Consider the following 25,205-nt stretch of genomic DNA (forward strand, 5'->3'; position numbering starts at 1 on the left):
CTCCAGCCACCAGCGCACCGACCTCGAAAGCTGACACCGTGCCGGGGTCCATTCCATGCCTTTCAGCGACGCAGAACCGTCTCGCACACGCGCGAGGTTGTGCGAGTAATTGTGCGACCGGAACCCGGGGCGATTCGGGCACGTTTCGCGGTGTCGCCCGCTGTGTCTCATCCGACCGTTTGTGAGAGACCGAACCGGGGGGGTCGGATGCGGCCGGTGTCTCCCGAAGTCCCGTCTCACACAACGTTGTCGTTGGCTCAGGTGACCTCGTTGGATTCGCGGCGGGTCTCACGTTCCGATGCCGCCTCCAGCCGACGAGAGGTTCAGTCTCATCGGACCTTGACCGGGCTCACCGATGTTTGACGACCGTCCCGTTCGTCTCGTCGGAGTTCGATCACCGCAAACCAGGATGTCTTGTGGGTCAGGTACGGGAACACCCCGACGGTGGCCCGGCGTCCGGCTGTGCTCGCGCGGGTCGGTGCGTTCCTGTGCCTGACGCGGAGAACCCGGTCGGGCTGCCCACAACGTCGCGAGCGCTGCGGGGTGCCCGGCCGGTCGCGGCCGGGCGAGTCCCGCGGGTCGCTCGTTGCCGGGGGTCAGCCCGCCGGTGACGACACGGCTGACGGTTCGGGGGCCGGTTCTGCTCGGACGGCTTCGTTCCCGCGAGTGCCCCGCAGCAGCGTTCCGACCAGGACGGCGGTCAGCGCCATGAGACCCGCGGCCACGAACGCGATCACCCGCATCTCGCGGGCGAACGCCTCGAACGCAGCGTCGAGCAACTGCCGCCCGGTCTCCGGTGGGACGACGGCCGCAGTCTCCACCGCTCCACCCAGGGTGTCCTGGGCGGCGTGGACCTGCTCCGGCGAAAGCGCCCGGGGCGCGTTGTCCTGGAGGTGACCGCGGTAGATCGCCGTACCGATGCTCCCCAACACGGCGATGCCCAGCGCGCCGCCGAACTCGGCCGCGGTCTCGGAGAGCGCCGAAGCGGAACCGGCGCGCTCGGGTGGTGCCGCCGCCAGGATGAGATCGGTGACCAGAGCGAACACCGCACCGATGCCGAACGCGGTGACCGCGTTGGGGACCAGCAGGTGCCAGACGCTCGCATCGGCCTGGATCCGGGACAGGATCAGGTATCCGACGCCCGAGATGGTCAATCCGAGCACGATCACGTTGGGTTTGCCGATTCTCGGCGCGAGCACGGTACCGAGTGCGACACCCACCGGCATCACCAGGAACGCGGGCAGCGACCACAGCGCCGATTCCAACGGGCCCATGCCGAGGACGAGTTGCAGGAACTGCGAGGAGAACAGCCCGAATCCGACGAGCCCGAGCATCATGAGCCAGTTGGTGCCGAGCGAGACGCTGAACACCCGCGACCTGAACAGCGTGACGTCGAGCATCGGATGCTCGATGACCCGCTGGCGGTGCAGGAAGGCCGCCCCCACGGCCGCCCCGACCACACTGACCGAGACATACGTCCACGAGAAGCCGTTCTCGGCGATCTTCTTGATCCCGTAGACGACACCGACGACCGCGACGAGCGACAACACCGCCCCGGGGACGTCGAACCGGCCGGGCCGCGGATCGCGGAACTCCGGCAGCAGCACCGGGCCCAGCGCCAAGAGCAGCAGCATGACCGGCACGTTGACCAGGAACACCGAGCCCCACCAGAAGTGTTCGAGGAGCACACCACCGAGGATCGGGCCGAGCACTCCGCCGCCGGCGAAACCGGCGGTCCAGATGCCGATCGCGGCGCTGCGCTGGCCGGGGTCGTGGAACATGTTGCGGATCAGTGACAGCGTGGACGGTGCGAGGGTGGCACCCGCGACCCCGAGCAGCGCGCGGGCCGCGATCAGTGCGGCCGGACTGGTCGCGTATGCCGCGAGGATCGACGCGGAGCCGAACCCGACCGCACCCATGAGCAACAGGCGTCGGCGGCCGATGCGGTCGCCGACGGTGCCCATGGTGATGAGCAGACCTGCGAGCAGGAATCCGTAGGCGTCCATGATCCACAGCAGTTCACTGCTGCTGGGCTCGAGGTCTGAGCTGAGGAAGGGCAGCGCCATGAACAGAACCGACATGTCCATCGACACGAGCATGCAGGGCAGGACCAGGACGGCGAGACCGATCCACTCCCGCGTGCCGGCTTTGAACACGGTCTCCCCGGGCTGGTCAGGCGTTGACATGAGATCCCCTTGCTGCGACACACACGACGGTTGCGTACACAATACGCACGACCACTTGTGACATCAACGCATTATCGATGCTGGTGATTGCGCATTTCGACACGGAGCAGATATCGTCACGCCGGAATTACGTCACGCATGTCTTCGTGTCGAAACCGAGAGAGGCGAGCATGGCCCAGTGCGCCTGGTGTCACGCGGCGATCCCGACCGGCGGGCGGGGGCGCCCCCGCGACTACTGCTCGCGGTCCTGCCGTGCCAAGGCCTACCGGGCACGGCAGCGCCACCCTGCCGGCGCACCCCGACCGCCCTCGGACGGGCGGATGCCCGACACCTCGGCCGGCGCCGGTGCCGATGCCGATGCCCCTACCGACTCCGCCGGAGCCGTAGCTGTCACCGACGCCGCGGCCGAGCCCGGGACCCAGTTGTCACTGGACCGCATCGTGCGCGCCGCGATCGCCCTCGCCGATGCCGAGGGCCTGGAGGCGCTGCACATGCGTCGACTGGCCGCCTACCTCGGCGCGGGCACCATGTCGCTGTATCGCCACGTCTCGGGCCGGGACGACCTCATCGACCACATGGTCGCGCTGGCCCTGGGCGAAGAGCCGCAGCCCGGCCCGCTCCCGGTCGGCTGGCGCGCCGGCCTGGAATACACCGCCCGCCGTGACTGGGGCCTCTACCAGCGTCACCCGTGGATCCTCCAGTACGCCATGGTCGGTTCGCGCATGCGCTGGAACCACAACGCCGCGGCCGACGGCGAACGCGCCCTGAGCGCCTTCGATGGACTCGGCCTCTCCATCCACGAACAGGCCAACCTGCTGCTCACCATCACCGGCTTCACTCAGGGCATGGCCCTGATCCACGCCAACGATGTGGAACTGACCCGCCGCACCGGCCTCACGGACGAACAGTGGTGGAACGAGACGCGGCACCAGATCCCGGCGTCCGAGTTCGCGGACGCCTACCCCCGCCTGGCCCACGCGTTCGGCGACCAACCGCCGCTGACGGTCAACCTGCAACAACGCTTCGACGAGGGCATCAAGGGCATTCTCGACGGGATCGGAGCACGTCTCGCCACCCGCACCGAGTCCGTCGGGACGAGCAACGCGACCGAAGCGACCGATTCCTGATCCCACACGACGTTGACGCGGCGGCGGGCGAGGGTCCTCGGCGAAGCGCCGGATCCGGTCGCCGGAGCGGGACACGTAGTGGTCGATGTCGCGGTCGCCGGAGTGACGTTCGCCGAGGCGCAGATGCGGGCCGACACCGACCGGTGGCACGAGCGCCCGGCGCTGCCCTTCATTTCCGGCGGCATGGTCGCCGGACGGGTGAGCGCTGCCGGCGACGGGGTGGACCCGCCATTGCTGGGACGACGTGTCCTGGCCGGCACCGGCGGCACGGGCGGCTTCGCCGAACGCACGGTGTCCGAAGCGAGCGAACTGATCCCGGCGGAGCCGGGTAGGCGCCGGCCGTTGCCGCGGTGTGATGTCCTCGGTGGTGGCGAGATGCGGCACGGCAACACCTGCCACGGGTGGTTGCGCAGCACGTCCTGCTGCTCGTCGGCCATCCGCCGGGACCGGTTCATCGCGACGGTCGACCCGACGACGGCCACGACCGCGCCGAACGCGAGGACCGGGCCCAGGACGACGACGATCGCCCGGTACTCCTCGGCCATCGGCTCCCAGCCAGGGACCATGAACAGCCGGCGATCACCAGCACGCCCAGGACCACCTTCGCCCCACACCTCTGGCCCCGGATCCGCGCAACGACCGCCTGCAACGAGCGCACGTACTCCCGCGCTCCGGCGCTCTCGAAAGCGGGCGGAGGCGACACCGCGTACCCGAACTGCCCCGCCTGCCGCGGCTCATGCACGCCCCCACCCCGTCCCCGTGTCCGGCCACGGGTATTCGCCGGGGGGCGGCGCCGACGTGAAGAGACGCTGCGTCGGCAGCCGTCAGCCTGCGGTGTGGTCGGCGGTGCGGGAGTGCCGGATCTCGGAGGGCTACGACTACGGACCCCTTGTGGACTCGATCAGGTAGACGGAAGTCATGCGTTCCTGGACGAAAGACGGATGCCGCCCGCCGACGATCTCTCTAGCGTCGACCGGACCGATGTCGACCCGGACCCCAAGGATCCTCATGCCCGTGCCCTCTTCTCCCGCCGCTCTGCCGTGGTTTCGGCGAGCCCGCGCGGCCGCCGCCCTTCGCCTCATCACCGCTGGTCCGCGTCGACAGGAGCCCTACGCATGCTGACCGACCGCGGCATCTCCTACCTGGTGAGCGAGGCGAACACGGATGACGTGCGGCGGGACATGGAGGTCATCGTCCGGGACCTGCACTGCACCACAGTGATGCTCCTCGGGGAGGGGATCCGGTTGATCGACGCCGCCCGCACCGCCCTCCAGACCGGCCTGGACGTCTACATCCGCCCCAGCGTTCCCGAACTGCCGCAGCCGAAGCTGCTGGAGCACCTGGACACCGTCGCCGAGGCAGCCGAGGAACTGCGCCGACAACACCCGGACCGAGTAACGCTCCTGGTCGGCAGCGAGTTCTCCCACACCGTGCCCGGCATCGTCCCCGGCCCCCGGTCGTTCCTGCGCCTGAAGCTCATCCTGCGATTCCGTCGCCTGCTGCGGCGCAGAATCGACAGGCGGCTGCACAGTCTGCTCACCACCGCCGTGGCCACCGCGCGGCGCCGCTTCGACGGCCCGCTCACCTACGCCGCCGCCGGATGGGAGCACGTCGACTGGTCGCTGTTCGACCTGGTCGGCGTCAGCCTCTACCGCTCCGCCCGCAACCACACCACCTACCCGGACCGCCTGCATGCCCTGGTCCGCGACCACGACAAGCCCGTCGTCATCACCGAGTTCGGGTGCGGCGCCTTCACCGGAGCCGACCAGCGGGGAGCCGGTTCCTTCTGGATCGTCAACTGGTTCGCCACACCCCCGCGCATTCGCGGCGACCACCCTCGCGACGAAGCCGTTCAAGCCCGCTATCTCGGCGAACTCATCGATCAGTACGACGCGGAGGGCGTGCGCGGCTGCTTCGTGTTCACCTACGCCATGCCCGACTTCCCTCACCACGACGACCCCGACCTCGACCTCGACAAAGCCGGCTTCGGTGTCGTAGCGATCACCAGCGACGGTGAGCGCAGACCCAAGGAGGCATTCCACGAGGTCGCGCGGCGCTACCACGACATCGCCGCGAAGCAATGACCGAGGGAGACGAAGAGACCCCCGTCGCGGTGCCGGCCCCGCCCTTGTCCTCTCCTGACACCAGCGAGACACCGCCCGATACGTGACGCAACCCCTATACGCCGACGGCGTCGCCTCGCCCGTCGATACCGAACGCGGCCTCGCCGCCCGCCTGCGCTACCTCACCGCCTCCGCGCCGGCTGCGAGGCGATGGACAGCGCCGCCCGGTGCGGTCAACGGTGACAACAACGGCGAGTACTGGCACCTGACGACCGGGGACGGTGTCAGTACTACTTCGGTGTCAGCCACAAGCCGGTCGGCAACAACCAGGACGCCGCCACGAACTCGACGTGGTCCGCGCCCGCACCTCCGTGCTGATCAGCATCCACTGTTGCGAGGAGTCCCGCCGGTTCTACGACCGCGAACGGGCCGGGGGCAAGCCGACACACCCGGGCCGCCCTCGCCCTCGCCCGCCGTCGTGTCACCGTCCTGTGGGCACTGCTTCGTGACGGACGGTGCCACCAGCCCACACCACCCATCACCCTCGCTGCTTGACAACATGATCAGGAATCGGCGGCCAGGGAGTCGAAGTAGGGCTTCTGTGCGGGGTGGTAGTCGTCGAATGCGGGCAGAGGGGTGTTCGCGTGGGTGGCGGCGAGCATGTCGAGGTAGTACTCCCAGCCGGGGCCGATGTCGCCGATGCCGTCGGTTGTGGCCAGGTGGTGTGTGAAGCGCAGCTCGGTGGTGCCGTCGTCGTCGGCGGTCAGGAGCAGTTCGATGTGCCAGTCGCCGAACGTGTCGGATGCGGAGAGTGCGAGCCGGGTCGGGGCGTCGCACGCGTCGATGCGCATGTCGGTCCAGGGGGCCTGGTCCTCGAAGGCCGGCTGGACCTTGATGGTGTGGCCGGGGGCGGCCTCACCCTTCCAGCGGCCGTACCAGCGTGCGGTGCGGTCGGGGTCGGTGATGGCGGCCCAGACGTCCTCGACGGGGGCGCGGAAGGTGCGGGTGAGAACCAGGTCGACGCCGTTGTCGACCCGGTGGAGTCGGCCGGTGGGGGTGGGGATGTCGGTCACGCGGTCTCTGCCTTTCCATGCGCGGTAGGGGCTGCGGAAGCGGGTGGTTCGGCGACGCGGCCGGGAGTTCCCGCGGCTGCGCGGCGCTCGCGGCGAGTGCGGTGGACCTCGGTCTCCAACGCGTCGAGGCGGCTTTCCCAGACCGAGGGGCGGGCGAACCGGGCGAGCCAGGCCGCGAGTTCGTCGAAGCGGTCGGGCTGCACGACGTAATAGCGGTGCCGTCCGACGAGTTCGTCGCGGACCAGGCCGCTTTCCCGCAACACGCGCAGGTGGCGGCTGACGGCCGGGCGGCTGATCGCGAAGCGGTCGCTGATCTCGCCGGCCGACAGGCGCGCCTCGCGCAGCAGCACCAGGATCTCCCGGCGTACGGGGTCGGCGATTGCTCCGATTATCTCCTCCACCCGAAAAGCGTAACTTGATGGTTACGCGTTTCGCAAGCGCCGGCATACCCCGGCTCGCTCCTGTCGGCCCGCCCACCCCTCCGGCGAGAACGGTGCTCCCGGGCGGAGGTGCTCCGTCGGGGGATGGCAACCTCGGGCGAGGGCGGTTCGCGTTTCTCGGCGCGCCCGCGTGGTGCGCGCGGGCCCTCGAGCGTGGTGGTTGCGGGTTGTTCCTCGCCGATCCCGCCGTTCCCCTCCGCCGCGCCGCGACCGGTCCGGCTCAGGTCGAACCAACCCGCCACGAGTGGTCCGCCGGTGCCTGCTCGACCGGCGCCCCACGAAGTTGCCGCCTTCGTCGCCGGTCGGCTGTGGCGGGAGGCATCGTTGCCGCACGCCGACCACACAACTCAGCGCGTCAAGACCTCCGCCAACGTCCCCGCCGCAGGTCAGGGCATCAATGCCGGCAAGAGGATCCACCTCCGAGGCACGATCATCTGGATCCGCAGCCTTCACCCCGCCGAATAACTGCAACTCCGTACAGGCCCTGGTCAGTCATCGCTTGCACCCGGCTGATCGTCAGTGATGTTCGTGAGCAGTGTGGCGTGCGCCGCGATGACCTTCCAACCTGTTTGCTCATCGCGAATCCACGTCCGGGTGTAGCGCATGCGGGCAGCGAATGGCTGACCGCCGACAGTTCCCTCCAACACGCCGAGGAACCAGGTGACACCGGCGGTCGGGGTGGCCAGCACACGCAACTCCTCTTCTTGGACACGGTGCAGCACTTGGTGCCCCGACTCATGCGCATCGAGATCATCTTGCTTGGAGTAGATCTTCCCGTCCGGACCGCTGAACCAGACGGCATCGTCGATCAGCCCAGCCAGTTCACCGACGTCGGAAGCCAACTGGGCAGACTGCAGCCGCCGCTCGGCAGCGCGGAGTTCTTCGGACAAGTCGTGGTTCACATTGTGATTCGGCATGATCCCATCATGGCCCCTGCGATGAGGGCACCACGCTGGTGAGCTCCAAAGTTCCCGTGCGGCTCGGCAATTGTCGCGTTCGTGCACGCCAGGTCGTGATCCAGCCGACGAGAAATGCACGGCAAGCCAGGCCGCCCAAAGTGCCGCACGAGCAGCAGTCACTCGATCAGGCGTCATGATGCGTCGTCGTCGCTGTCGGACCGTCACGCGTCGCGCAGCGGCCTCAGTCAGCCGCGCGGTTGTGATGCCGCGAAGCTGTAGCGGCCCGGGCAACCGAGGTTGGCGTGCTTGAGGGGCGACAGGCGCGCCACATCCTCGTCGTGTGCTGCACGCCGCGCTCGAACGGCAGTGGCTCCACGAACTTCCGCCCTACCCCACACGCATCGCCCTTCGCGACGTCCGCGAACGTCGCCACACCGCGATATCGACGGACTTGGCCGAGCCGAGCCCGAAAATCGTAAGGACAGCCGGACAGGGAGACAGCCAAGAGGTCCGGGGAACCGCACCCGGATCGCCGAATTCGACGCGCCGGGCATGGTCTGGGACGCCTAAGAACAGGGCCGGCGGGACGCCCTCACCCACGCCCGCGAATACGCCCGACTCCACGGCGACCCCCGGCCGCGCCGGTCGACGCAACCATCGAGGGCCTCCCCCATCGGGCGGCAGCTGCACAAATGGCGCCAGGGCAACGGTGAAACGCACCCGGCACGCGCGGAGCAGCTCGCCGCCATCGACCCAGAGTGGAACCTCCGGCACCGGTCGACCGATTGGCAGCGCCACCTCAGCTCCCCAGGGGCCGACCATTTGCAAGGGTGCGGCGCCCCACCTACGCGTTTGCGCCGAGGCGGCATCGTGCCGCCGGGTTCTGGGGATGACCGGAATCCGTCGACGAAGGGGAAGTTGGATGTCCACGGGGGATTTCGCGGAGGCCTGTGCGGCCGGCGACTCGGCGGCGGTGAACCGGGCGCTGCGGGACAGGGCCGCGCTCGGGCCGCTCGACGGTTCCGGGGTCACGCCGCTGCACTTGGCGGCGGCGGCCAGGTCCGCCGAGGTCGTCGCGGCATTGCTGGGAGCGGGCGCGGACCGGAGGGCGGCGACGACCGAGGAGGTCGCCGCCGGGCGGTGGTTCGCCGACGGGGGCGACGCCGAGTTCCTCGCCGGCTCCACGCCGCCGTGGACAGCCTCACGATCGGCAGCATCCCGGACCCCGCCGTCGTACGGCACCTCATCGACGCCGGTGCCGACCTCGGCGCCGTGGACTCCGACGACGACAGCCCGCTCGGGGTCTGCTTCCGCTGCCTGACCTTCGACGAGGACCTGAGGACGGCTCAGACCGAGTGCATCCGGCTGCTGCCGGCGGCCGGCGCGAACCCCGACATCTCCCTGTCGTCCGCGCAGACGCCGCTGTCGCTCGTCGACGGGGTCTCCGAGAGCGAGCGGGTGTTGCGGGAGCTGCTGTGGGACGCCGGCGCGGTGCCGCCGCAGCCGGACAAACAACCTCCAAGCACGGCTCCTACGCACGAACACACAGCCAACCGATCGCCACATCACATCAAGATCAGCATCCTCGAGGCGACCTCACCCTCCGCCCACGGGTTTCCCAACGGAACCGACCATCCGTCCCAGATTCCGCAAAACCACAGGCCACAGGCCAGACACGGACAAGCAAGACAGCAAAACCCAAGCCACGCGGCCAAGATCCGAAGTGGCCTGGCGATCCGCGTCGCCGCTGCACTCGCCCGCGTTGACGTCGGCCGGCTGCTTGTCCCTGATGAAGCGGGTCAGGTACGGCGCACCTCACTGGTCGGAATAGCTGACATCACCGACGGTCCAGGCGCCGATGTCCTTGATCGCGACGCGATACATTCCACCCGTCTCGGGGATCCCGAGGCTGCCCTGCAACACCCGGGCAAGATGAAAGTGCAGGTGCGTGGGCGCGGTGCCGCGGTCGGGTCGACCCGGCGTCCGGTCCACCGCGAAGACGTCGGAGAACGGGCCGAGGCGGTCCGAGTTCCTCAGGACCTCGGACACGCGCTCCCGCCACACGGCTTCCGGGGCCAAGCGGCCGGTGATGACGGCTCCGCCGACCACCACGGTCAGCGACATCTGATTGCTTTGCTCGGACTCCACCATGGCGGAGATGTCCACGAGCAGTTCGTCAGGGTTCGACATGGAAGCCGATTCTATTCGGCACTCCGTCCAGGCGCACCGGTGGGACGCAGAACACCATCGACTGGAGCGAACACAGCAAACCCGTCACCGTCACGCCCCCGCCCCCGACACCGACACCGACACCGACACCGTCGTCAACCTCCCCGCACTCACCGGAGAAACCCCCACCACCGGCTGACCCCGAACCAGCCACCCCACGCCGTTCTGCGGCGGTGCATGAGCGATGACCTCGAAACCCTGCGCAAGGTCGGCGCGGTGAACGGCTCGGACACGGCGTGGCGACGGCGTGGCGAGAGATCGGCCGGAGGCTCACCCGCCCGTGCGGTCACCTCGACGGTGCCGTGGGGCCGCGGATCGTGGTGATGCCGCGGGTGGCCATGACCACGACGGTGCCCCGATGGCCGGTGTCGGGTGCCAGGACGTCGCTGCCGGTGCCCAACGCCTTGGGGCGCGAGGGCAGTTCCGCAACGAGGTCGGGCCGGACGGTGGGGTTGGTGTGGGGCTGTCCGCTTCGACCCCATCGTGGTTGCCTGACCCGCACAGGTGCACCGTATTTTCGTGTCGGAACCGCATTCATTGGTACACCGACAACCGCGGTCACAGACGCGAGATCCGCAGGACCAAGGGGATGCGCTGTCCCCGGCCGCCGCGCCGGACGGGCGCGTCCGGCGCGGCGGCCGGGGCGTGGCGTCCGTAGGGGGTTTCAGGCCCCGTCGACGGCCATCACGACCGCCTTCGGCTCGGTGAAGAACTCCCGGCTGAAGTTGCCGCCCTCGCGTCCGACACCGGAGTCTCCCACGCCGCCGAACGGGGCACGGAGATCGCGCACGAAGAAGCAATTGACCCATACCGTACCGGCTTTGAGGGCCGCGGCGACCCGATGGGCCCGGGACAGGTTCTCGGTGAAGAGCATGGCGTTGAGGCCGTAGGGGGTGCCGTTGGCCGCAGCCACGGCGTCCGCCTCGGTGTCGAAGGGGGTGATCACAACCACCGGCCCGAACACTTCCTCCCGGCAGACCCGCGCCGTGGAGGGTGCGTCGGTGATGACGGTGGGACGTACCACCCAGCCGTCGCCCAGGCCACCCATCGCGATGGTGCCCCCGTCTTCGGGCGCGCCTTCCACGAAAGAGCGGACCTTCTTGTAGTGCTCCTGCGAGGCGAGCGGGCCGAGTTGGGTGGCCGGGTCCTTGGGGTCGCCGATCACGAGGGCTTCGGCTGCGGCGCAGAATCGCGCCAGGAACGCGTCGTAGATCTCCCGCTGGACGTAAAGGCGGCTCCCCGCGAGGCAGACCTGTCCCGCGTTGCCGAAGATGGCCTTGACCGACCAGGCGACGGCGGAATCGAGGTTGGCGTCGGCGAAGACCACGTTGGCGCCCTTGCCTCCGAGTTCCAGGCTCACCGGGGTGAGATTGGCGGCGGCGGCCCGGGCGATCGCCCGACCTGTGCCGGTCTCCCCGGTGAAGGTGATGCGGTCCACTCGGGGATCGTTGGTCAGCGCCTCACCCGCCGAACCGGGGCCGAAGCCGTGCACGACGTTGAGGACGCCCGGTGGCATGCCGGCCGCCAGGGCGAGTCGCGCCAGGATGGTGGCGGAGGCCGGGGTGTCCTCGGCGGGCTTGAGGACCACCGTGTTCCCCCAGGCGAGCGCGGGAGCGATTTTCCAAGTCTCCAACATCAGCGGGAAGTTCCATGGCGCGATGGCGGCGACGACGCCTGCCGGCTCGAATCGGGAGTAGGCGTGGTGACCGCTGTCCATGGGCAGCGCGTCTGCCGCGGTCATCCGGGCGTGGTCGGCGAAGAAGCGGAAGTTCATGGCGGACCGGGGAACGTCCTTGCCGGAGCTGTCGGTTATGGGCTTGCCCATGTCCGTGGTGTCGGCCATCGCCAGCTCATGGCTGTTTTCGTCGATCAGATCGGCGAGACGGTGCAGGATCGCGCCGCGTTCGGCGAAGCCCATTCTCGGCCACGGCCCCGTGTCGAAGGCGCGGCGGGCTGCGGCGACGGCCTCGCCGGCCTCGTCCGCGCCGCCGAGCGCGACCTGGGCCCAGGGTTCCTGGGTCCACGGGTCCACCGTGTCGAACCGGGCGGCGCCGCGTGACTCGGTCTCGCGGCCGTCAATGAGGTGTGGGATCAGGTCCATGGTGCTCGTTCCTCTTTTCTTCGATGGTCACGTCACCGCTCGCCCAGTGCGTGGCGGGGACTTCGCGAAGGATGACGCGGATGTTGCACCGGGGTGCGCCGATGGTCTGCTCCACGGCGTCCGTGATGCCGCCGATCAGGGCGCGCAGTTGCTTGGGGGTTCTGCCCTCGACGAGGGTCACTTCGACCAGGGGCATGGCGCTTTCCTCTCAGATCACGCGTGCGCTCGAGTCGTGCTTGGCCTGTGCTGTCGTGGTGGTGTTCAGGCCGGCCGTCGGCGGCCTGCCAGGATCTCGGCGGCCGTCGGGGCGGGCACCACCTCGGCGAAGACGGTGCCCATGACCCGCAGGCTGTTCTCGTGCAGGTCGTCGAAGTACCCGGAAACCGCGTCTCGGGCCACGACTGCCCGCAGGTCGCGGAAGAAGGCGTCCCGGACGGTTGACTCGACGCAGAAGTCGGTGCGTACCCCGGCCAGCACCAGGGTGGTGACACCGAGCCGGGCCAGCAGTTGTTCGAGCCCGGTGCGATGGAAGGCACTGAACCGGGGTTTGACCACCTCATGGTCCTCGGGCCGTCGGTCCAGCCCCGTCATCAGCTCGGCGCCCCAGGTTTCACGCCGCAGCCCGCGTTCGCGCAGAAACGGGCTGCGTTCGGCGAGCAGGCCCACGTCGCCGCGGTCCTGCCACTCCATCCGCACCCAGATGACCGGCGCGCCGGCCGAACGCGCCGCCGCGACCAGGGAATTGATGCCGGCTACGAGCCCCTCGGGGTCGGTCACCCGCAAGCCGGCGGCGGCGAACACGCCCTCCGGGTGGCAGTAGTCGTTCTGCATGTCGATCACCAGCAATGCGGTACCAGGGGCGGTCATGCGGTCCCCCGGTGGGCGACGGTGAGGCAGGCGTGCGCGTCCAGTACGCGGGTCAGGCGGTCGGCGTCGCCGTCGGCGATGGCCTCGACCAGTTCTCGGTGGACCTCGGGGCCGAGTGCGTTCACCTCCGTCGGCTCGTCGGCGGTGACACCCTTGAGGCGGCTCTCCACGAACTCCAGCAGGGAGATGTAGGTGTGGCGCAGGATCTGGTTCGGGGTGATCTCGGCGATCCGGCGGTGTAGCGCCCAGTTGGCGGCCAGGTAGCCCGCGGTGTCCAGCCCCTTGGTCGCCATCGCCATCGCCAGCCGGCGCAGTTCGGCCACGTCGGAGGCAGTGCGGTGCCGCATCGCCTCCTGGGCGACCAAGGGCTCCAGCGTGTCACGGACCACCAGACAGTCCGAGACGGAGACCGAGTCGCCGCTGAGTTCGAGCATCTTGCGGCCGAGGCGAACAAGAGCGGGTGGCGAGGCGACGAAGATGCCGCCCTTCACACCCGGGCGGACCGAGATGGTGCCGCGCGAGAGGAGCAACCGAATCGACTCGCTGAGCGTGGCGACCGCCACGTCGTATTCCTGACGAAGGCTCTGCTTGGTGCCGAGCCGGTAGCCGCTGGGCAGATTCTGCTCCGCGATCCGCGTCTCGATCCGCTTGGCCACCGCTTCGGCGCGCGATGCCTGGCGAAACTCAACCGTGGTGTCCTGGCTGCTCATGGCAGGTGTCCTTCAACTGGTCGGAGTGAATTCGCGAGAGTAGCCGGCCGACCGTCGATGGGTCGGCCGAGGGTGGGCGTCAGGCCGAGCGCGGGCAGCAGGGCGGCGGCGTTGCCGCCGAGGATCGCCGCCTCCTGGTCCTCGTCGAGCCCGACGGCCCGCACCGTTTGCACCGGGCTGCGGTCCACCAGGTCGAAGGGGCTGTCCGTGCCGAGTAGTACGTTCCAGGCGGTCATGTCCTCGACGAGTCGGCTCAGTGCCCTGACATCGAAAACGGCGGTGTCGTAGAGGAGCCGGCGGAGGTAGTCGGTGGGCGTGTTCCGCACCACACGGGCCACCGGCTTGCGGTGCCATCCGAGGTCCAGGCGCGCACCGAGGGCGGGAGCGCAGCCACCGCCGTGAGCCAGGCACAGCACGAGGTCGTGGCGGTCGAGTACGCCACCGAAGATGAGCCGAGACGCGGCCAGCGCGGTCTCGACCGGGTAGCCGAGCAGCTGCACCAGGTGATAGTCGGCGAGCCGGTCGCGGGAGGAGACCCTGCTGGGGTGCAGGAGAGTGAAGCAGCGGCGCTCGGCCAGCGCCGTCCACAGCTCCTCGTTGATCGGGTCGTCCAGTTCTCGTCCGCCGCCGAAGGAGCCCATCGTGGCACCGACCATGCCGAGCCGGTCGAGGCAGCGGGCGAGTTCGTCGGCCGAGCCCGGGAGGCCGACCGGCACCGTGGCGAGAGCGGAGAGCCGACCGCCCGAGCCGGCAACGAATTCGGCGAGGGCATCGTTGGAACGCCGCGTGACGTCCAGAACCAGGCGCGGGTCGTCGGACTCGGAAGCAAAGAGGAACGGCGGTGCGGCGACCACGTGGTGGTCCGCGCCGGTGGTGTCGAGCAGCGCCAGTCGGCGGGCCATGTCGTGCTGCTCCGGGGCGAACGGCACCCGCGCGTCCGGAGGCAAGCCGCAGAGCGCCGGGTCCAGGGTCAGCACGTGTTCCGCGGCGCCGGACAGGTCTGCGAGGCCCTCGCGTTCGAGTTGGCGGAGGAAGGGCATCGGCATGGCGTGGGTGTGGATGTCGACGACCGGCGTCTGTCGTGGGATCACCGCACCGGTGGGCTGATCACTCACTGCGTTCCGCCATGTAGGTCTCGTAGTCGTCACCGAGCAGGGAGCGGAGCAGCATGGTGGCGGCCTCGGAACTGCCGGCCTTCTCGCCGGTGCCGTGGACGAGCCGGGCAAGCTGCGCGAGGAGGTAGGGGTGCAGGCCGAGTTCGTGCAGCCGGCGGTAGTCACGTTCGCGAATGGCGGTGCGTTCCTCGTCGGTCAGGGGATAGGCGGCCAGCACCTCGGCCTCGTGTGACTCGAAGCGGGCCCGCAGTTCGCCGTTCCACTTCAAATCCTGCACCAGGTCGTTGGCCCGCAGGAGCGGGTTGAAACGGTCAAGCGCCACAGCGGTTCGTCCTTTCGTGTCGTCGGCGGGGTGTCAACCGAGAAGCCACTGCACGGCGCCGACTCCGCAACGCCACTCGTCGACTGCCGCATAGCCCAGACGAGTCAGGGGCCGCGGTCCGATGGCGCCCATCACGACCAGCCATGAGAGGAGTTCGGCGGTGCCCCCGGAGCCGGCTTCCTCCATGCGCTCGAACGTCGCTTGGGCCAGGATCTCGGAGTGGTCCCCGTCTTCCAGCAAGTCGAGCCACCAGTGGTCGAACTCCTCGTCGATCTCCAGGTAGCGGGGGCCGCCGGGTTCGTGGCTCAGACCGCCGGAACCGAACAGCCCGACTCGGAGTCCGGCGGGCAGCGTGGTGCGAATGGCCTCACCCAGTGCCTGACCGAAGGCGTAGCAGGCGCGTTCGTCGGGCACGGGGGGAACCGTGCAGTTCTGCAGGATGGGAATCACCGCCACGCCGGTGCCGGCCAGATCGGCCATCGCCGCGGGGACGGAGAGATTGTCGTCGAACCGTAGGTTGCCGTGTTCGGCGCGGATGTCGGGGCCGCTGTCCTTCAGGGCCTCGAAAAGGGCACCGGCCACCGCCGGGGCGCCGGGCAGCGAGTAGTCCGCGACGCGCAGCCAGGGCTTGAACCACTCGTCGGGGCCGGAGTGCCGCTCGGCGAGACCGACGGTGAAGTCGGCGTAGTCGCTCAGTCGTGCGTTGGCCACGTGGTCGTTGCCGACCACGAGCAGCACGTCGGTCCGTGAGGCGACGACCGCTTCGTGGATCGTGTCGTACGCGCGCCTGACCACGAGTCGGTCGGCCTCGGGCGCCTTGTCGAACCATCCGGTGAGGCCAGGGGTGTGACTGGCGGCTATGGCCATGCTGATCTGCGCCATTCGCTCCTGCGCTCCGTCTCTTGAAATCTAATAATGAATATATCTGATTGGGCGTCGCTTCGTGTTCTCTCAGTCACTCGCGGATCCGGTGCCGGCCGCGTTTCGGCCGAGCCCAAGCCGGGTCCGAATGGCGTCCGCGGCCAGTTCGGCGGACGCGGCGTGGGCTCGCCGGCCCTCGTCGGGGTCGGCCGCGGCGGGATCACCGCAGTAGCCGAGCGGCGTGGTGCGCCGGGCATCGTCGAACCCCCGCCGCCACACGGCCAGTTCGGCAGGCCCCAGGTCGGTGGCGACCAGCCCCGCCCGGACGTCCTCGCGGACGAGGTCGGGGTGCAGGTGCGTCATCACCGATGTCTCCGCGCGCCCGGCGTGCACATCGGCGTACTGCGGCTGCTCCACTCCCCCGACCGGTTCGGAGTCCGCCGGATCGGTGCCGTGCACCGTCAGACACCGGTCGCCGGGGTCGAGGCCGAGGCGGTCGACCAGCGCGGGCTCGAGCACGAAGCTGGCGTCGATGCCGCAGCGTTCACGGGCGACCCGCACACCCTCGTACAGGGTCCGGTTGTGCAGCGCGTCGCCGTGTCCGGAGAAGCAGAAGACGTGCCGGAAGCCGTCCCTGGCCATCCCGGCGAGCAGGTCGGCCATGACCTCCCGCATCAGCTCCGGCCGGATACCGTACGACGCGGGGAAGCTGCCGGAGACCACGTTGATGCCCCAGTAATAGGGCGGCACGATCAGCGCCTCGATGCCCCGGTGTGCCAGCAGGCGGCGAACGGCGCGCAGCCGGGCGCTGGGCAGATAGACGTCCGTACCCGTCGGCAGGTGTGGGCCGTGCTGTTCGATCACGCCGAACGCCCACAGCAGGACGGCGCCGTCCCGGGCCGCCCGCTCCACCTCGTACCAGGTGAGCTCCGCCATGGTGTCGACGAAGACGCCGGTCCCGTCCGGCTCCCCCGCGGTCATGCCGGATCCCCGGTCGCGGCGGCCGCGGTGTGGAACACCTTGGCGCGCTGGATCTGTTCGTAGACGTGCGCGCGCAGCTCCGCGAAGCGTGGTAGCGCGCGCGTGGCCAACTGCTCGCGTTCGTCGGGCAGATCGACGGCGATGTCCTCCATCACCACGGTCGGGGACGCGGAGAGCACCAGAACCCGCCGACCGAGGTACACCGCCTCGTCGATGTCGTGGGTGACGAAGAGCACGGTCATGTCCAGGTCGCGCCACAACGATAGGGTGAGGTCCTCGAGTTCCGCGCGGGTCTGCGCGTCCACGGCGGCGAACGGCTCGTCCATCAGCAACACGGCGGGTTGGTAGGCGACGGCGCGGGCGATCGCCACTCGCTGTTGCATGCCGCCGGAGAGCTGCCAGGGATAGGCGGCGGGCGCATCCTTGAGCCCGACCGACTCCAGAGCCTGCGTCACGAGCCGGTCGCGTTCCTGACGCGGTACTTTCTTCTGCTTCAGCGGCAAGGCGACGTTTTGTGCAACCGTCATCCAGGGGAACAGGCTGCGGCCGTACTCCTGGAAGACCACGGCCATGTCCTTCGGTGGCTCGTGGACCGGGCGGCCGCTCAGCCGCACCTCACCGTCGGAGGGCGCCAGGAGCCCGGCGACGCACTTGAGCAGGGTCGTCTTGCCGGCCCCGGAGGGGCCGACGATACAGGCCAGCTCGCCGGTGCGGATGCCGAACGTCAGGTCACGCACCGCCTCCACGCTCCGCCCGGCGCTCTCGTAGGTCTTCCGCACCTTCCGGACATCGAGCAGTACCGGGCTCGTGGGGCCCGTGGTCGCGGCGGGGGCCGCGTCGGTGCTGGTCATCTCTCTCCCCTTTGGGAACGGCGGAGCCCGTGGTACCAGCCGAGGACCCGGGACTCGAACAGGCGGAACAGCAAGGACAGGGCGAAGCCCAGCAGGCCGAGGAGCAGGATTCCGCTCCACATCTCGGGGATGGCGAAGCTCCGCTGGAACTGCACGATCGCGAAGCCGACTCCGTTCGAGCTGGCGAACATCTCGCTGATCACCATGAGGATGAGCGAGATGGACAGCGCCTGCCGCATTCCGACGACGATCTGCGGGCTCGCGGCCGGCAGCACCAACCGCCGCAGTCGGGCGGCTCCGGTGATCCGGTAGCAGCGCGCCGTGTCGACGAGCACGTCGTCGATCGCCCGGACCCCTTCGATGGTGTTGAGCAGCACCGGCCAGACGGAACCGGCGATGATCACGGCAACCTTCATGGTGTCGCCGATGCCGCTGAAGAGCATGAGCACCGGAATGAGCACCGGTGGCGGAATGGCGCGGAAGAACTCCAGCACCGGTTCGAGCAGTGCCCTGGACCGACGATGGGACCCCAGCAGCACGCCCAGGCTCACGCCGATCAGTACCGCCCCGAGGTAACCGACCGCCAGTCTGGCGAGACTGGGCAGGACGTCGTCGACGATCCGTGCGGAGAACCACGTGTCACCGAACGCGGTCAGGACTTCGTCGAGCGTCGGGTAGTAGAAGCTGTCGCTTCGGGCGGCCATCCACCATGCCAGTGCCAACAACCCCACAGGCAGCCCGAGTATGTAGAGCAGGCCCTTGACGCCGTTCTTGAGCGTCTTCACGTCGCAGCCTCCGTCCGCACGGATGCGTGCCAGAACAGCACGCGCCTTTCGAGCACCCGGGCGAGTACGTTCACCAGGACCCCGAGCGCGCCGGTCACGATGACCAGGGCGTACATCGTGGGTACCGCGTTACTGGACTGTGCGAGTGCGATCTCGCTGCCCAGGCCGGGGCTGCCGATGAGAAGTTCCGCGCTGATGGCCAGGACCAGCGCCACCGAAGCGGCCAGCCGGATGCCCGTCACGAGGTAGGGAAGTGCGGTCGGCCAGACCAGGTGGCGCAGCCGGATCCACGGCGTGAGTCGATAGCTGCGGGCCGTGTCGCTCGCCACCGGGTCGACGTCCTGAACCCCGTGCAGCATCTGGAGCAACACCGGCCAGAACGAGGCGTACACCACCAGTAGCAGCTTCGATTCCAGACCGGTGCCGTAGACCAGCACGGCCAACGGGACCAGTGCGACCGAGGGGATCGGGCGGAGGAACTCGATGGTCGATGCGGTGGCCTTGCGCAGCACTTCGATGCTGCCGATGAGCAGTCCCAGGACGACTCCCGCGCCGACCGCGATGGCCAGCCCGTACCCCCAGCCTTTGAGCGTGTCCAGCACCGCCTGCCAGAAGGAGGGCTCGTCGGCTTCGTCTGCCAGCGCCGCGGCCATGTCGCTGAAGGGCGGCAGGTAGTCCGCCGAGACCATGCCCAGGCGTGGCAGCGCTTCCAGCATGCCGGCCAGCAACACGATGCCGAGCACCCCGAGCGCCGGGTCCGGAACCGTCCGCGCCCAGGCGCGGGCGCGGGACGTGTGGCTCGCGGAGGCGCGGCCGGGGCCGTCCGAAGCATCCCTCCCCGGCGGGTGTTTCGCGGCGGCCGGCGGCGCGTCCGCCCGCCGGGTCCCGCCGCGCGGCTGAAGCTTCACATCCATCTCCGACTCCTCGAACTGGGCTTGGTGGGCTACTTGTTCATCAACTGATCGAGCGGCTTGAGATTGTCGATCAAGCCGGTATCGACGGCGAGCCGCGCGAGGGTCTCGATTTCGTCCCGGTTCGTCGTCGGGTCCCAGCCGGGCAGCGTCACCTTGGCTCCGACACCGTCGTCGAGTTTGAGGTAGCGGTTCAGGACGGCACGCGCCTCGTCCGGATGGGCTTGGGCGTATCGCAGCGACTGTTCGAGGGCGGTGGTGAAGCGTTGCACCACCTGAGGATTCTTGGCGGCGTAGGGCTCGGAGGCGAACCAGGCCGCGAACGGCAGCCCGTGGCCCATGCTGGCGTAGTTGACCGGAAGAGGGTGCGCACCCTGGTTCTCCGCGACCGTGGTGAACGGCTCGCCGAGCATGGCGGCGTCCACCTGGCCGGAGTGGAGTGCGGCCGGCATGTTCGGGATGGGCACCTCGACCAGCGCCACGCCGCCCGAGACACCGTTCTTCTTCAGAGTGGACCGGATGGCGACCTCGTTGATGCCCCGGAGGGTGTTGACGGCGATCTTCTTGCCCGCCAGATCCGCGACGGTCTTGATGTTCGGGTCATTGGCCATCAACTGGCCCGATCCGTCGTCCAGTTCGTCGCCGGAGGCCCGGGCGCCCACGGACACCATGCGTACCGGGACGCCCTTGCTCTTGGCGATCAGCAGGCTGACGATGTTGGAGTAGCCGAACTGGAAGTCGCCGCTGACGACGCCGGGGACGATCGCCGCGCCGCCCTGCGAGTTCTGGGTGCGGACCTCCAGGTTCTGGTCGGCGAAGAAACCTTTCTCGATGCCGAGTTGCACCGGGGCTATATCGATGATGGGTATGACGCCCAGCTTGATCCGGGTCGGACCCGCCCCCTTGTCGCCGCCCCCGTTTGACCCGCAGGCCGTGGCGGCGAAGGCGAATGCGGCTGTGGCCGCGACTGCGATCGATCTCTTGCGCCGTGAGAATGACATACCGGACTCCCTACTTCTCATGCTTCGGGTAGCGCCCTGGATTACCGCCCGCGGATCGCAAACGGGCGCTGTCGCCGCCCCGGCCGAAACGCCACGACTGATCCGGGAGGGGGCGGATTCCAAATCGGAAGGGCAGCAGTGCGCGTGATGGGATGATCGGCGCCGCAGGTCGGCGGCCGGGTGGTGCGGACGGGGCGCGCTGTCGGGCGGTCCCGTGGTGGTCGGGGAAAGCGGAGGCGGACTCGACGAACCGTCAGATGGCCCCGGAAAGCACCAGGGTGCCGAGCGTGCCGAATTCCGCGGTGATCCGCGTGCCGGGTGTCAGAACGACCGCGTCGGTCAGCCCGCCGGTCAGCACGGTCCAGCCCGCTTCGATGGCCAACCCGCGCCGCGCAAGGCCGTTGGCGGCCAGGGCCAGGGCCGCAGCCGGGTGGCCTTGGACGGCGGCGCCGGTGGCGACGGCAACGGTCTCGCCGTCCACGTCGAGACGGCATTGTTCGGTGGCGAGGTCGAGTCTGCCGGGTGCCAGCGCCTCGCCGGAGACGACGAAGCGGCAGGAGGAGGCGTTGTCCGCCACCACGTCCGGCAGTGCGAAGCTGAAGTCGCGGTACCGGCTGTCGATGACCTCGAACCCGGCGTGCACGGTGGCGACCGCGGCCAGCGCTTGATCCGGCGTCACTCCGGGACCGGCCAGCCGCCGGCCCATGGTGAACACGATCTCCGGCTCGACCCGGGGGTGGATCATCCCGTCCAGCGCCACAGGAGGGCCTGCGGGCAGCGACATGGCGTCCGTGAGCCACCCGGTCAACGGCGAGTCGATGCCCATGCGTTGCTGCTTGGCGTGGGAGGTCAAGCCCAGCTTCACCCCGATGACACGCTCACCGGCCCGCGTCTTGCGGTCCAGAAGCGCGTCCTGGACCCGATACGCGGTGTCCAGGTCGAGGTCCGGCCATTGATCGGTGATCCGGCCGCCGTCCTGAATCCGCCGCTCCCTGCTCAGCAGTTCATCGACAGCCGTCTCGATGGTCCACTCGGCCATTTGGCATTCCTTCGGTTCCGCGCGGTCGGGAGTCGGCCGCGTCTCGGATGGGGGCCGGCGTGCGGCCGCCTAACGTCACGGCCGGCCGGAGGGGCCCGTAGGCGCCCGCGGTGTGCCTGCACGAGGTCTTCATTCCTGTGCCTCCTGACCCGACGGGATGCGTCGATGGTTGGAGTATGGAACATGAAAAGACTGTAATCAATACATTGATAGCAGCTAATCTCCCGCGACTGCCGAGGCGCTCGTTGCGGTGTCCCCGGCGCCTCGCGCCGTCAGGTCGAGCGCGATGTCCGTGATCATGTCTTCCTGACCCCCGACCATGCCGCGGCGACCGGCTTCGACGAGGATCGCGCGGGTATCCAACCCATGCCGCCGAGCTGCGGATTCGGCATGGCGCAGGAAACTGGAGTAGACACCCGCGTAACCCAGGGTGAGGGTTTCGCGGTCGACGCGGACTTCTCGATCCTGGAGAGGGCGGACGAGATCGTCGGCGGCGTCCATGAGCGGGAAGAGGTCGCAACCGTGATGCCAGCCCATGAGATCGGCCACCGCGACAAACGCCTCCAGTGGGCAGTTGCCCGCCCCCGCGCCCTGGCCTGCCAGTGAAGCGTCGACCCTGGTCACTCCGCTCTCGACGGCCACCACGGTGTTCGCCACCCCCAGGGCGAGGTTGTGGTGGGCGTGGATGCCCAGTTCGGTGCCCGGGTCGAGGGCGTCCCGATACGGGCGGACGCGATCCCGTACGCCGTCCATGGTCAGCCGGCCCCCGGAATCCGTCACGTAGACACAGTTGGCGCCGTAGCTCTCCATCAGCTTGGCCTGCCGGGCCAGTTCGGGGGGCTCGGCCATGTGGGACATCATCAGGAAACCGGCTACGTCCATGCCCAGTTCACGGGCGGCGGCGATGTGCTGGGCGCCGATGTCGGCCTCGGTGCAGTGCGTGGCAACGCGTACCGACCGGATGCCCAGTGCATGGGCCTGTTTCAGCTCCCGCACAGTGCCGATGCCCGGCAGCAGCAACGTGGTGGGCACCGCGTACCGGACGGCGGCGGTGACGGCTTCGATCCAGTCCCAATCGGTGTGGGCGCCGACGCCGTAGGTGATGCTGGAACCGGCCAGCCCGTCGCGGTGGGCGATCTCGATCGCGGCGACCCCCGCCGCATCCAGCGCGGCGGCGATCGTACTCGCTTGTCCCACGGAGTAGCGATGGCGGACGGCGTGCATGCCGTCGCGCAGGGTTACGTCCTGGACGTACAGGGACGGTGGGGTGGCGGTCATCGTGCGGCCCTTTCGCTGTCGGCCACGGTGTCGACAAAGCCGATGTCCCAGTCGGCAATCCGGCTGTCGACGATTTCCAGCGCGGGCAGCGCGAAGTCCACCGCCCGCAAGACCTCGGCCACGGTGCAGTCCGGATACGGCAGATCGGCACCAAGCACGAGCGCCACCTCGGCCTCGATCTTGCGGGAGACAGCGCTGCCGTTCCTCCAGGATCTCTTCGAGGCCACCCGGGAGACCGTGCACCTGGGCGTCCGGGAGGGGCACGGGGTCGTCTACGTCGAGCGCATCCACGGCCACGGCGCACCGCTGATGCCGTCGCGGATAGGTGGCAGCCTGCCCCTGACCTGTACCGGTGTCGGCAAGGCACTGCTGGCCTTCTCCAGCCCCGAGTTGACCGAAGAGGTGCTGGCCGCGTTGCTACCGCGGCTGGCACCACACTCGATCACCGAGCCGGCCGGGATCCGAACGGCCATCGAGCAGGTCCAGGCGTCCGGCCTGGCCTACGAAGACCAGGAGTCGGCGCTGGGCGTGAGTTGCATAGCGGCCCCGGTGTTCAGCGGCGGGGAAGCCGTGGCCGCGCTCTCGGTCGCCGTACCCCGATCCCGCTTCCGGCCCGCCCAGCTTGCACCCGCGGTCCGCACCACGGCGCTCGGCCTGTCGCGCGTCCTGCGGGCCGGCGCCTGAGCCCCTCCGGATCGACGAGCCGCCCTTCCCCGGACCCACCGACGCCGCACGGATGCACCAGCACCTCGACATGCACCCGCGCCCACCGTTCGTAGGTCGTCCAACCCTTCGGAGCCCTTCGGTTCGAGTTGGACCGGCAGTCGCAAGGAACGGCATCCCTGGTATCGGTGTGGACGGTCCTCGACCGATCACCCATGTCGCCCGGGAGTTGGGAATCCACGACACCACCCTCGGAACACGGGTGGCGCGGTATCGCAGATCGACGACGGGGCCGAAGCCGGATCCCCGGAACCGCGTGGTCGGGTGAGGGTGATCTGGCGTACGAGTTGGTGCAAACAGACCGTGGTCGCCACCGCGGGAAGGACGGCGACGACGCCCTGGACGGTCATGAGGGCGTGGGTGAGGGACAGCGCCATGGACAGGCCGGCGAACGCGGCAACCACGATCCACGGATGCCGTGCCCCCGGCGGTGCAGGCTGGAACGCAGGATCGACAGCGACGCCACCACCCACGGCCCCTGGACCAGGATTGGCCACCACCGGGCCGGATCGGGCGGGGTGGTTGATCAGGACCCTGTCGTCCGCACCCCGGACGGCGCGGGCGAGTTTGTCGCCGTGGGCGGCGAGTACCGGCCCGGTCACGTCGTACGCCGCGAAGAAGTCGGCAGATGACCAGGTGACGATGCGGTGCCTCGTCCTGCCTGCCCGTCGACCGGTTCGGAGCACGCGCGGGCGCCCCTCTTTCCTCTCCTCTCGAATGTCCCGATCGTCATAGCCTTCTAATACGAAACATATCGCGTTAAGGTGTCCATATAGGGCATCGCCTCGTCGGTCGTCGGAGAGACCGGGGCGCGTCCGGACGGGGGCCAAGTAGGAAGCCATCCGACAGCCCACTGCCGCGGAGACCACCGTGAATCACTCGATCACCTGCCCAATGGCCCGGTCCGCTTTCCCGAGCACCCGCCGGGCGGATCCTCCTCCCACCGAGCGCTCGCCCGGGGCGCCGCGCGCCAAGGTCGCGGACGGCGACGTGACGGCGGATCTGACCGTCCCCTCCGATCCTCGCTCCGCCCGCGCCGCCCGCGACTTCGTCCGGCTCCGGCTGACTGGCATCGGAGCTCCCGCAGAGGTGGTGGACGACGCCGTTCTGCTGGTTTCCGAACTCCACGGAAACGCGGTCCGACACGCACCCGGAGCCCATGTCACCGTGCGATTCGTGCACGACCCGAAACGATCCGTGTTCACCGTAGCCGTCCAGGACCACGGCCACGCTCACCCCCGGGCCGCCGACACCACCGACACCACCGACCCCGCCGAACTCAAGGACTCGGGCCGCGGCCTCGCGCTCGTGGCGGCAATCGCAACCGCCTGGGGCTGGCACCCGCTGCCCGACGGGAAGGCCGTATGGTTCACCATCGATCTGCCTCGGGCTTCCTGGCTCGAGGGCTACCCGATCAACGCGGGAACACCCGGCCCCCGACCACACAGGCATACCGTGGAGCGCTACCGATGAGAGACGGTCGGCCCTCTCGACGGGAGTCCGAGACGTGGTTCTTCCCCGCGCACGCGTCCGTCCCGTATCGCTCGCCCGAACAACTCGGCTCTCACCCCGAAATCGCCGGCGCGGGGAATGGCCACCGTCGAACACGGGTACCCCCCGCGGGCGTACTGCCAGTCCGACTG

Annotated in this window: 26 protein-coding genes; 6 read left to right on the forward strand and 20 right to left on the reverse strand. The window is 69.2% G+C overall.

Annotated features, from left to right (window positions below):
* Positions 1–596: 596 nt before the first annotated feature.
* The gene (locus ACIRL2_RS38935; protein WP_402238732.1) at positions 597–2,186 is read right to left on the reverse strand and encodes an MFS transporter; all 1,590 of its coding nucleotides are present in this window, start codon (positions 2,184–2,186) and stop codon (positions 597–599) included.
* 320 nt (positions 2,187–2,506) lie between these two features.
* Here ACIRL2_RS38935 and ACIRL2_RS38940 point away from each other — a divergent pair, with 320 nt between their 5' ends.
* The 3 genes from ACIRL2_RS38940 to ACIRL2_RS38950 all read left to right on the forward strand — a co-directional run bounded on the left by ACIRL2_RS38940 (position 2,507) and on the right by ACIRL2_RS38950 (position 5,397).
* Complete coding sequence (locus ACIRL2_RS38940) at positions 2,507–3,313, forward strand: TetR/AcrR family transcriptional regulator (RefSeq protein ID WP_402238734.1); 807 nt, start codon at positions 2,507–2,509, stop codon at positions 3,311–3,313.
* A gap of 12 nt (positions 3,314–3,325) precedes the next feature.
* A complete protein-coding gene (locus ACIRL2_RS38945) occupies positions 3,326–4,222 on the forward strand; it encodes an alcohol dehydrogenase catalytic domain-containing protein (RefSeq protein ID WP_402238737.1) in 897 nt (298 codons plus the stop codon).
* A 206-nt stretch (positions 4,223–4,428) separates the two neighbouring features.
* A complete protein-coding gene (locus ACIRL2_RS38950) occupies positions 4,429–5,397 on the forward strand; it encodes a glycoside hydrolase family 113 (protein WP_395870891.1) in 969 nt (322 codons plus the stop codon).
* Positions 5,398–5,939: 542 nt separating this feature from the next.
* Here the strand turns inward: ACIRL2_RS38950 and ACIRL2_RS38955 are convergent.
* The 3 genes from ACIRL2_RS38955 to ACIRL2_RS38965 form a co-directional block, all read right to left on the reverse strand.
* A complete protein-coding gene (locus tag ACIRL2_RS38955; RefSeq protein ID WP_402238739.1) occupies positions 5,940–6,449 on the reverse strand; it encodes an SRPBCC family protein in 510 nt (169 codons plus the stop codon).
* Positions 6,446–6,850 (reverse strand): metalloregulator ArsR/SmtB family transcription factor, encoded by a 405-nt coding sequence (locus ACIRL2_RS38960; RefSeq protein ID WP_395870888.1) that lies wholly within the window; start codon positions 6,848–6,850, stop codon positions 6,446–6,448. The genes ACIRL2_RS38955 and ACIRL2_RS38960 overlap by 4 nt, the downstream gene beginning before the upstream one ends.
* Positions 6,851–7,377: 527 nt before the next feature.
* Positions 7,378–7,806 (reverse strand): nuclear transport factor 2 family protein, encoded by a 429-nt coding sequence (locus ACIRL2_RS38965; protein ID WP_395870886.1) that lies wholly within the window; start codon positions 7,804–7,806, stop codon positions 7,378–7,380.
* Between the two features lie 904 nt (positions 7,807–8,710).
* On the opposite strand from ACIRL2_RS38965, the gene ACIRL2_RS38970 reads away from it, so the two are divergent.
* Entirely contained in the window at positions 8,711–9,109 is a 399-nt protein-coding gene (locus tag ACIRL2_RS38970) for a hypothetical protein (protein ID WP_402238742.1), read from the forward strand.
* A 494-nt stretch (positions 9,110–9,603) separates the two neighbouring features.
* Here the strand turns inward: ACIRL2_RS38970 and ACIRL2_RS38975 are convergent, their stop codons facing one another.
* The 16 genes from ACIRL2_RS38975 to dmpG all read right to left on the reverse strand — a co-directional run bounded on the left by ACIRL2_RS38975 (position 9,604) and on the right by dmpG (position 22,839).
* Positions 9,604–9,978 (reverse strand): hypothetical protein, encoded by a 375-nt coding sequence (locus tag ACIRL2_RS38975; protein ID WP_395870884.1) that lies wholly within the window; start codon positions 9,976–9,978, stop codon positions 9,604–9,606.
* 325 nt (positions 9,979–10,303) lie between these two features.
* Positions 10,304–10,519: a hypothetical protein gene (locus tag ACIRL2_RS38980; RefSeq protein WP_402238745.1), complete on the reverse strand. Its 216-nt coding sequence runs from the start codon at positions 10,517–10,519 to the stop codon at positions 10,304–10,306.
* Between the two features lie 162 nt (positions 10,520–10,681).
* On the reverse strand, positions 10,682–12,118 hold the full coding sequence (locus ACIRL2_RS38985) for an aldehyde dehydrogenase (protein ID WP_395870882.1): 1,437 nt from the start codon (positions 12,116–12,118) through the stop codon (positions 10,682–10,684).
* On the reverse strand, positions 12,093–12,314 hold the full coding sequence (locus tag ACIRL2_RS38990; protein ID WP_395870881.1) for a 2-hydroxymuconate tautomerase: 222 nt from the start codon (positions 12,312–12,314) through the stop codon (positions 12,093–12,095). The genes ACIRL2_RS38985 and ACIRL2_RS38990 overlap by 26 nt, the downstream gene beginning before the upstream one ends.
* 65 nt (positions 12,315–12,379) lie before the next feature.
* On the reverse strand, positions 12,380–12,985 hold the full coding sequence (locus ACIRL2_RS38995; RefSeq protein ID WP_395870879.1) for a cysteine hydrolase family protein: 606 nt from the start codon (positions 12,983–12,985) through the stop codon (positions 12,380–12,382).
* Positions 12,982–13,695, reverse strand: coding sequence for a FadR/GntR family transcriptional regulator (locus ACIRL2_RS39000; RefSeq protein ID WP_395870877.1), 714 nt, complete (start codon positions 13,693–13,695; stop codon positions 12,982–12,984). Before ACIRL2_RS39000 ends, ACIRL2_RS38995 begins: the two co-directional genes overlap by 4 nt.
* Positions 13,692–14,810 carry an amidohydrolase family protein gene (locus ACIRL2_RS39005; protein ID WP_395870875.1) on the reverse strand — a complete coding sequence of 373 codons (1,119 nt, stop codon included), beginning with the start codon at positions 14,808–14,810 and terminating at the stop codon, positions 13,692–13,694. The genes ACIRL2_RS39000 and ACIRL2_RS39005 overlap by 4 nt, the downstream gene beginning before the upstream one ends.
* Positions 14,803–15,132, reverse strand: a complete 330-nt coding sequence (locus ACIRL2_RS39010) for an extradiol ring-cleavage dioxygenase (protein WP_395870873.1) — start codon at positions 15,130–15,132, stop codon at positions 14,803–14,805. The genes ACIRL2_RS39005 and ACIRL2_RS39010 overlap by 8 nt, the downstream gene beginning before the upstream one ends.
* Before the next feature lie 33 nt (positions 15,133–15,165).
* On the reverse strand, positions 15,166–16,014 hold the full coding sequence (locus tag ACIRL2_RS39015; RefSeq protein ID WP_402238749.1) for a hypothetical protein: 849 nt from the start codon (positions 16,012–16,014) through the stop codon (positions 15,166–15,168).
* A gap of 69 nt (positions 16,015–16,083) precedes the next feature.
* A complete protein-coding gene (locus ACIRL2_RS39020; RefSeq protein WP_402238751.1) occupies positions 16,084–16,974 on the reverse strand; it encodes a creatininase family protein in 891 nt (296 codons plus the stop codon).
* A complete protein-coding gene (locus ACIRL2_RS39025) occupies positions 16,971–17,825 on the reverse strand; it encodes an ABC transporter ATP-binding protein (protein WP_402238753.1) in 855 nt (284 codons plus the stop codon). The genes ACIRL2_RS39020 and ACIRL2_RS39025 overlap by 4 nt, the downstream gene beginning before the upstream one ends.
* Positions 17,822–18,610 carry an ABC transporter permease gene (locus ACIRL2_RS39030; protein WP_402238756.1) on the reverse strand — a complete coding sequence of 263 codons (789 nt, stop codon included), beginning with the start codon at positions 18,608–18,610 and terminating at the stop codon, positions 17,822–17,824. The genes ACIRL2_RS39025 and ACIRL2_RS39030 overlap by 4 nt, the downstream gene beginning before the upstream one ends.
* The gene (locus ACIRL2_RS39035; RefSeq protein ID WP_402238907.1) at positions 18,607–19,518 is read right to left on the reverse strand and encodes an ABC transporter permease; all 912 of its coding nucleotides are present in this window, start codon (positions 19,516–19,518) and stop codon (positions 18,607–18,609) included. The genes ACIRL2_RS39030 and ACIRL2_RS39035 overlap by 4 nt, the downstream gene beginning before the upstream one ends.
* A gap of 35 nt (positions 19,519–19,553) precedes the next feature.
* Positions 19,554–20,645 carry an ABC transporter substrate-binding protein gene (locus ACIRL2_RS39040; protein WP_402238759.1) on the reverse strand — a complete coding sequence of 364 codons (1,092 nt, stop codon included), beginning with the start codon at positions 20,643–20,645 and terminating at the stop codon, positions 19,554–19,556.
* 130 nt (positions 20,646–20,775) lie between these two features.
* Complete coding sequence (locus ACIRL2_RS39045; RefSeq protein ID WP_395870863.1) at positions 20,776–21,561, reverse strand: 2-keto-4-pentenoate hydratase; 786 nt, start codon at positions 21,559–21,561, stop codon at positions 20,776–20,778.
* A 216-nt stretch (positions 21,562–21,777) separates the two neighbouring features.
* Entirely contained in the window at positions 21,778–22,839 is a 1,062-nt protein-coding gene (dmpG, locus tag ACIRL2_RS39050; RefSeq protein WP_402238763.1) for a 4-hydroxy-2-oxovalerate aldolase, read from the reverse strand.
* Here dmpG and ACIRL2_RS39055 point away from each other — a divergent pair.
* Positions 22,768–23,523, forward strand: a complete 756-nt coding sequence (locus ACIRL2_RS39055; RefSeq protein WP_402238766.1) for an IclR family transcriptional regulator — start codon at positions 22,768–22,770, stop codon at positions 23,521–23,523. The genes dmpG and ACIRL2_RS39055 overlap by 72 nt on opposite strands.
* A gap of 933 nt (positions 23,524–24,456) precedes the next feature.
* On the forward strand, positions 24,457–25,035 hold the full coding sequence (locus ACIRL2_RS39060) for an ATP-binding protein (RefSeq protein WP_402238768.1): 579 nt from the start codon (positions 24,457–24,459) through the stop codon (positions 25,033–25,035).
* The last annotated feature ends 170 nt before the right edge of the window (positions 25,036–25,205 follow it).

Origin of the sequence: Embleya sp. NPDC127516, assembly GCF_044765325.1 — a bacterium.
In the GTDB taxonomy this organism is placed as follows: domain Bacteria; phylum Actinomycetota; class Actinomycetes; order Streptomycetales; family Streptomycetaceae; genus Embleya.

Excerpts from the sequence above, each read along its gene's own strand:
- ACIRL2_RS38935 (WP_402238732.1), bottom strand. The coding sequence starts at position 2,186 with ATGTCAACGCCTGACCAGCCCGGGGAGACCGTGTTCAAAGCCGGCACG.
- ACIRL2_RS38940 (WP_402238734.1), top strand. The coding sequence starts at position 2,507 with ATGCCCGACACCTCGGCCGGCGCCGGTGCCGATGCCGATGCCCCTACC.
- ACIRL2_RS38950 (WP_395870891.1), top strand. The coding sequence starts at position 4,429 with ATGCTGACCGACCGCGGCATCTCCTACCTGGTGAGCGAGGCGAACACG.
- ACIRL2_RS38965 (WP_395870886.1), bottom strand. The coding sequence starts at position 7,806 with ATGCCGAATCACAATGTGAACCACGACTTGTCCGAAGAACTCCGCGCT.
- ACIRL2_RS38970 (WP_402238742.1), top strand. The coding sequence starts at position 8,711 with ATGTCCACGGGGGATTTCGCGGAGGCCTGTGCGGCCGGCGACTCGGCG.
- ACIRL2_RS38975 (WP_395870884.1), bottom strand. The coding sequence starts at position 9,978 with ATGTCGAACCCTGACGAACTGCTCGTGGACATCTCCGCCATGGTGGAG.
- ACIRL2_RS38985 (WP_395870882.1), bottom strand. The coding sequence starts at position 12,118 with ATGGACCTGATCCCACACCTCATTGACGGCCGCGAGACCGAGTCACGC.
- ACIRL2_RS38990 (WP_395870881.1), bottom strand. The coding sequence starts at position 12,314 with ATGCCCCTGGTCGAAGTGACCCTCGTCGAGGGCAGAACCCCCAAGCAA.
- ACIRL2_RS38995 (WP_395870879.1), bottom strand. The coding sequence starts at position 12,985 with ATGACCGCCCCTGGTACCGCATTGCTGGTGATCGACATGCAGAACGAC.
- ACIRL2_RS39000 (WP_395870877.1), bottom strand. The coding sequence starts at position 13,695 with ATGAGCAGCCAGGACACCACGGTTGAGTTTCGCCAGGCATCGCGCGCC.
- ACIRL2_RS39015 (WP_402238749.1), bottom strand. The coding sequence starts at position 16,014 with ATGGCGCAGATCAGCATGGCCATAGCCGCCAGTCACACCCCTGGCCTC.
- ACIRL2_RS39020 (WP_402238751.1), bottom strand. The coding sequence starts at position 16,974 with ATGACCGCGGGGGAGCCGGACGGGACCGGCGTCTTCGTCGACACCATG.
- ACIRL2_RS39025 (WP_402238753.1), bottom strand. The coding sequence starts at position 17,825 with ATGACCAGCACCGACGCGGCCCCCGCCGCGACCACGGGCCCCACGAGC.
- ACIRL2_RS39045 (WP_395870863.1), bottom strand. The coding sequence starts at position 21,561 with ATGGCCGAGTGGACCATCGAGACGGCTGTCGATGAACTGCTGAGCAGG.
- ACIRL2_RS39055 (WP_402238766.1), top strand. The coding sequence starts at position 22,768 with ATGGCGGACGGCGTGCATGCCGTCGCGCAGGGTTACGTCCTGGACGTA.
- dmpG (WP_402238763.1), bottom strand. The coding sequence starts at position 22,839 with ATGACCGCCACCCCACCGTCCCTGTACGTCCAGGACGTAACCCTGCGC.
- ACIRL2_RS39060 (WP_402238768.1), top strand. The coding sequence starts at position 24,457 with ATGGCCCGGTCCGCTTTCCCGAGCACCCGCCGGGCGGATCCTCCTCCC.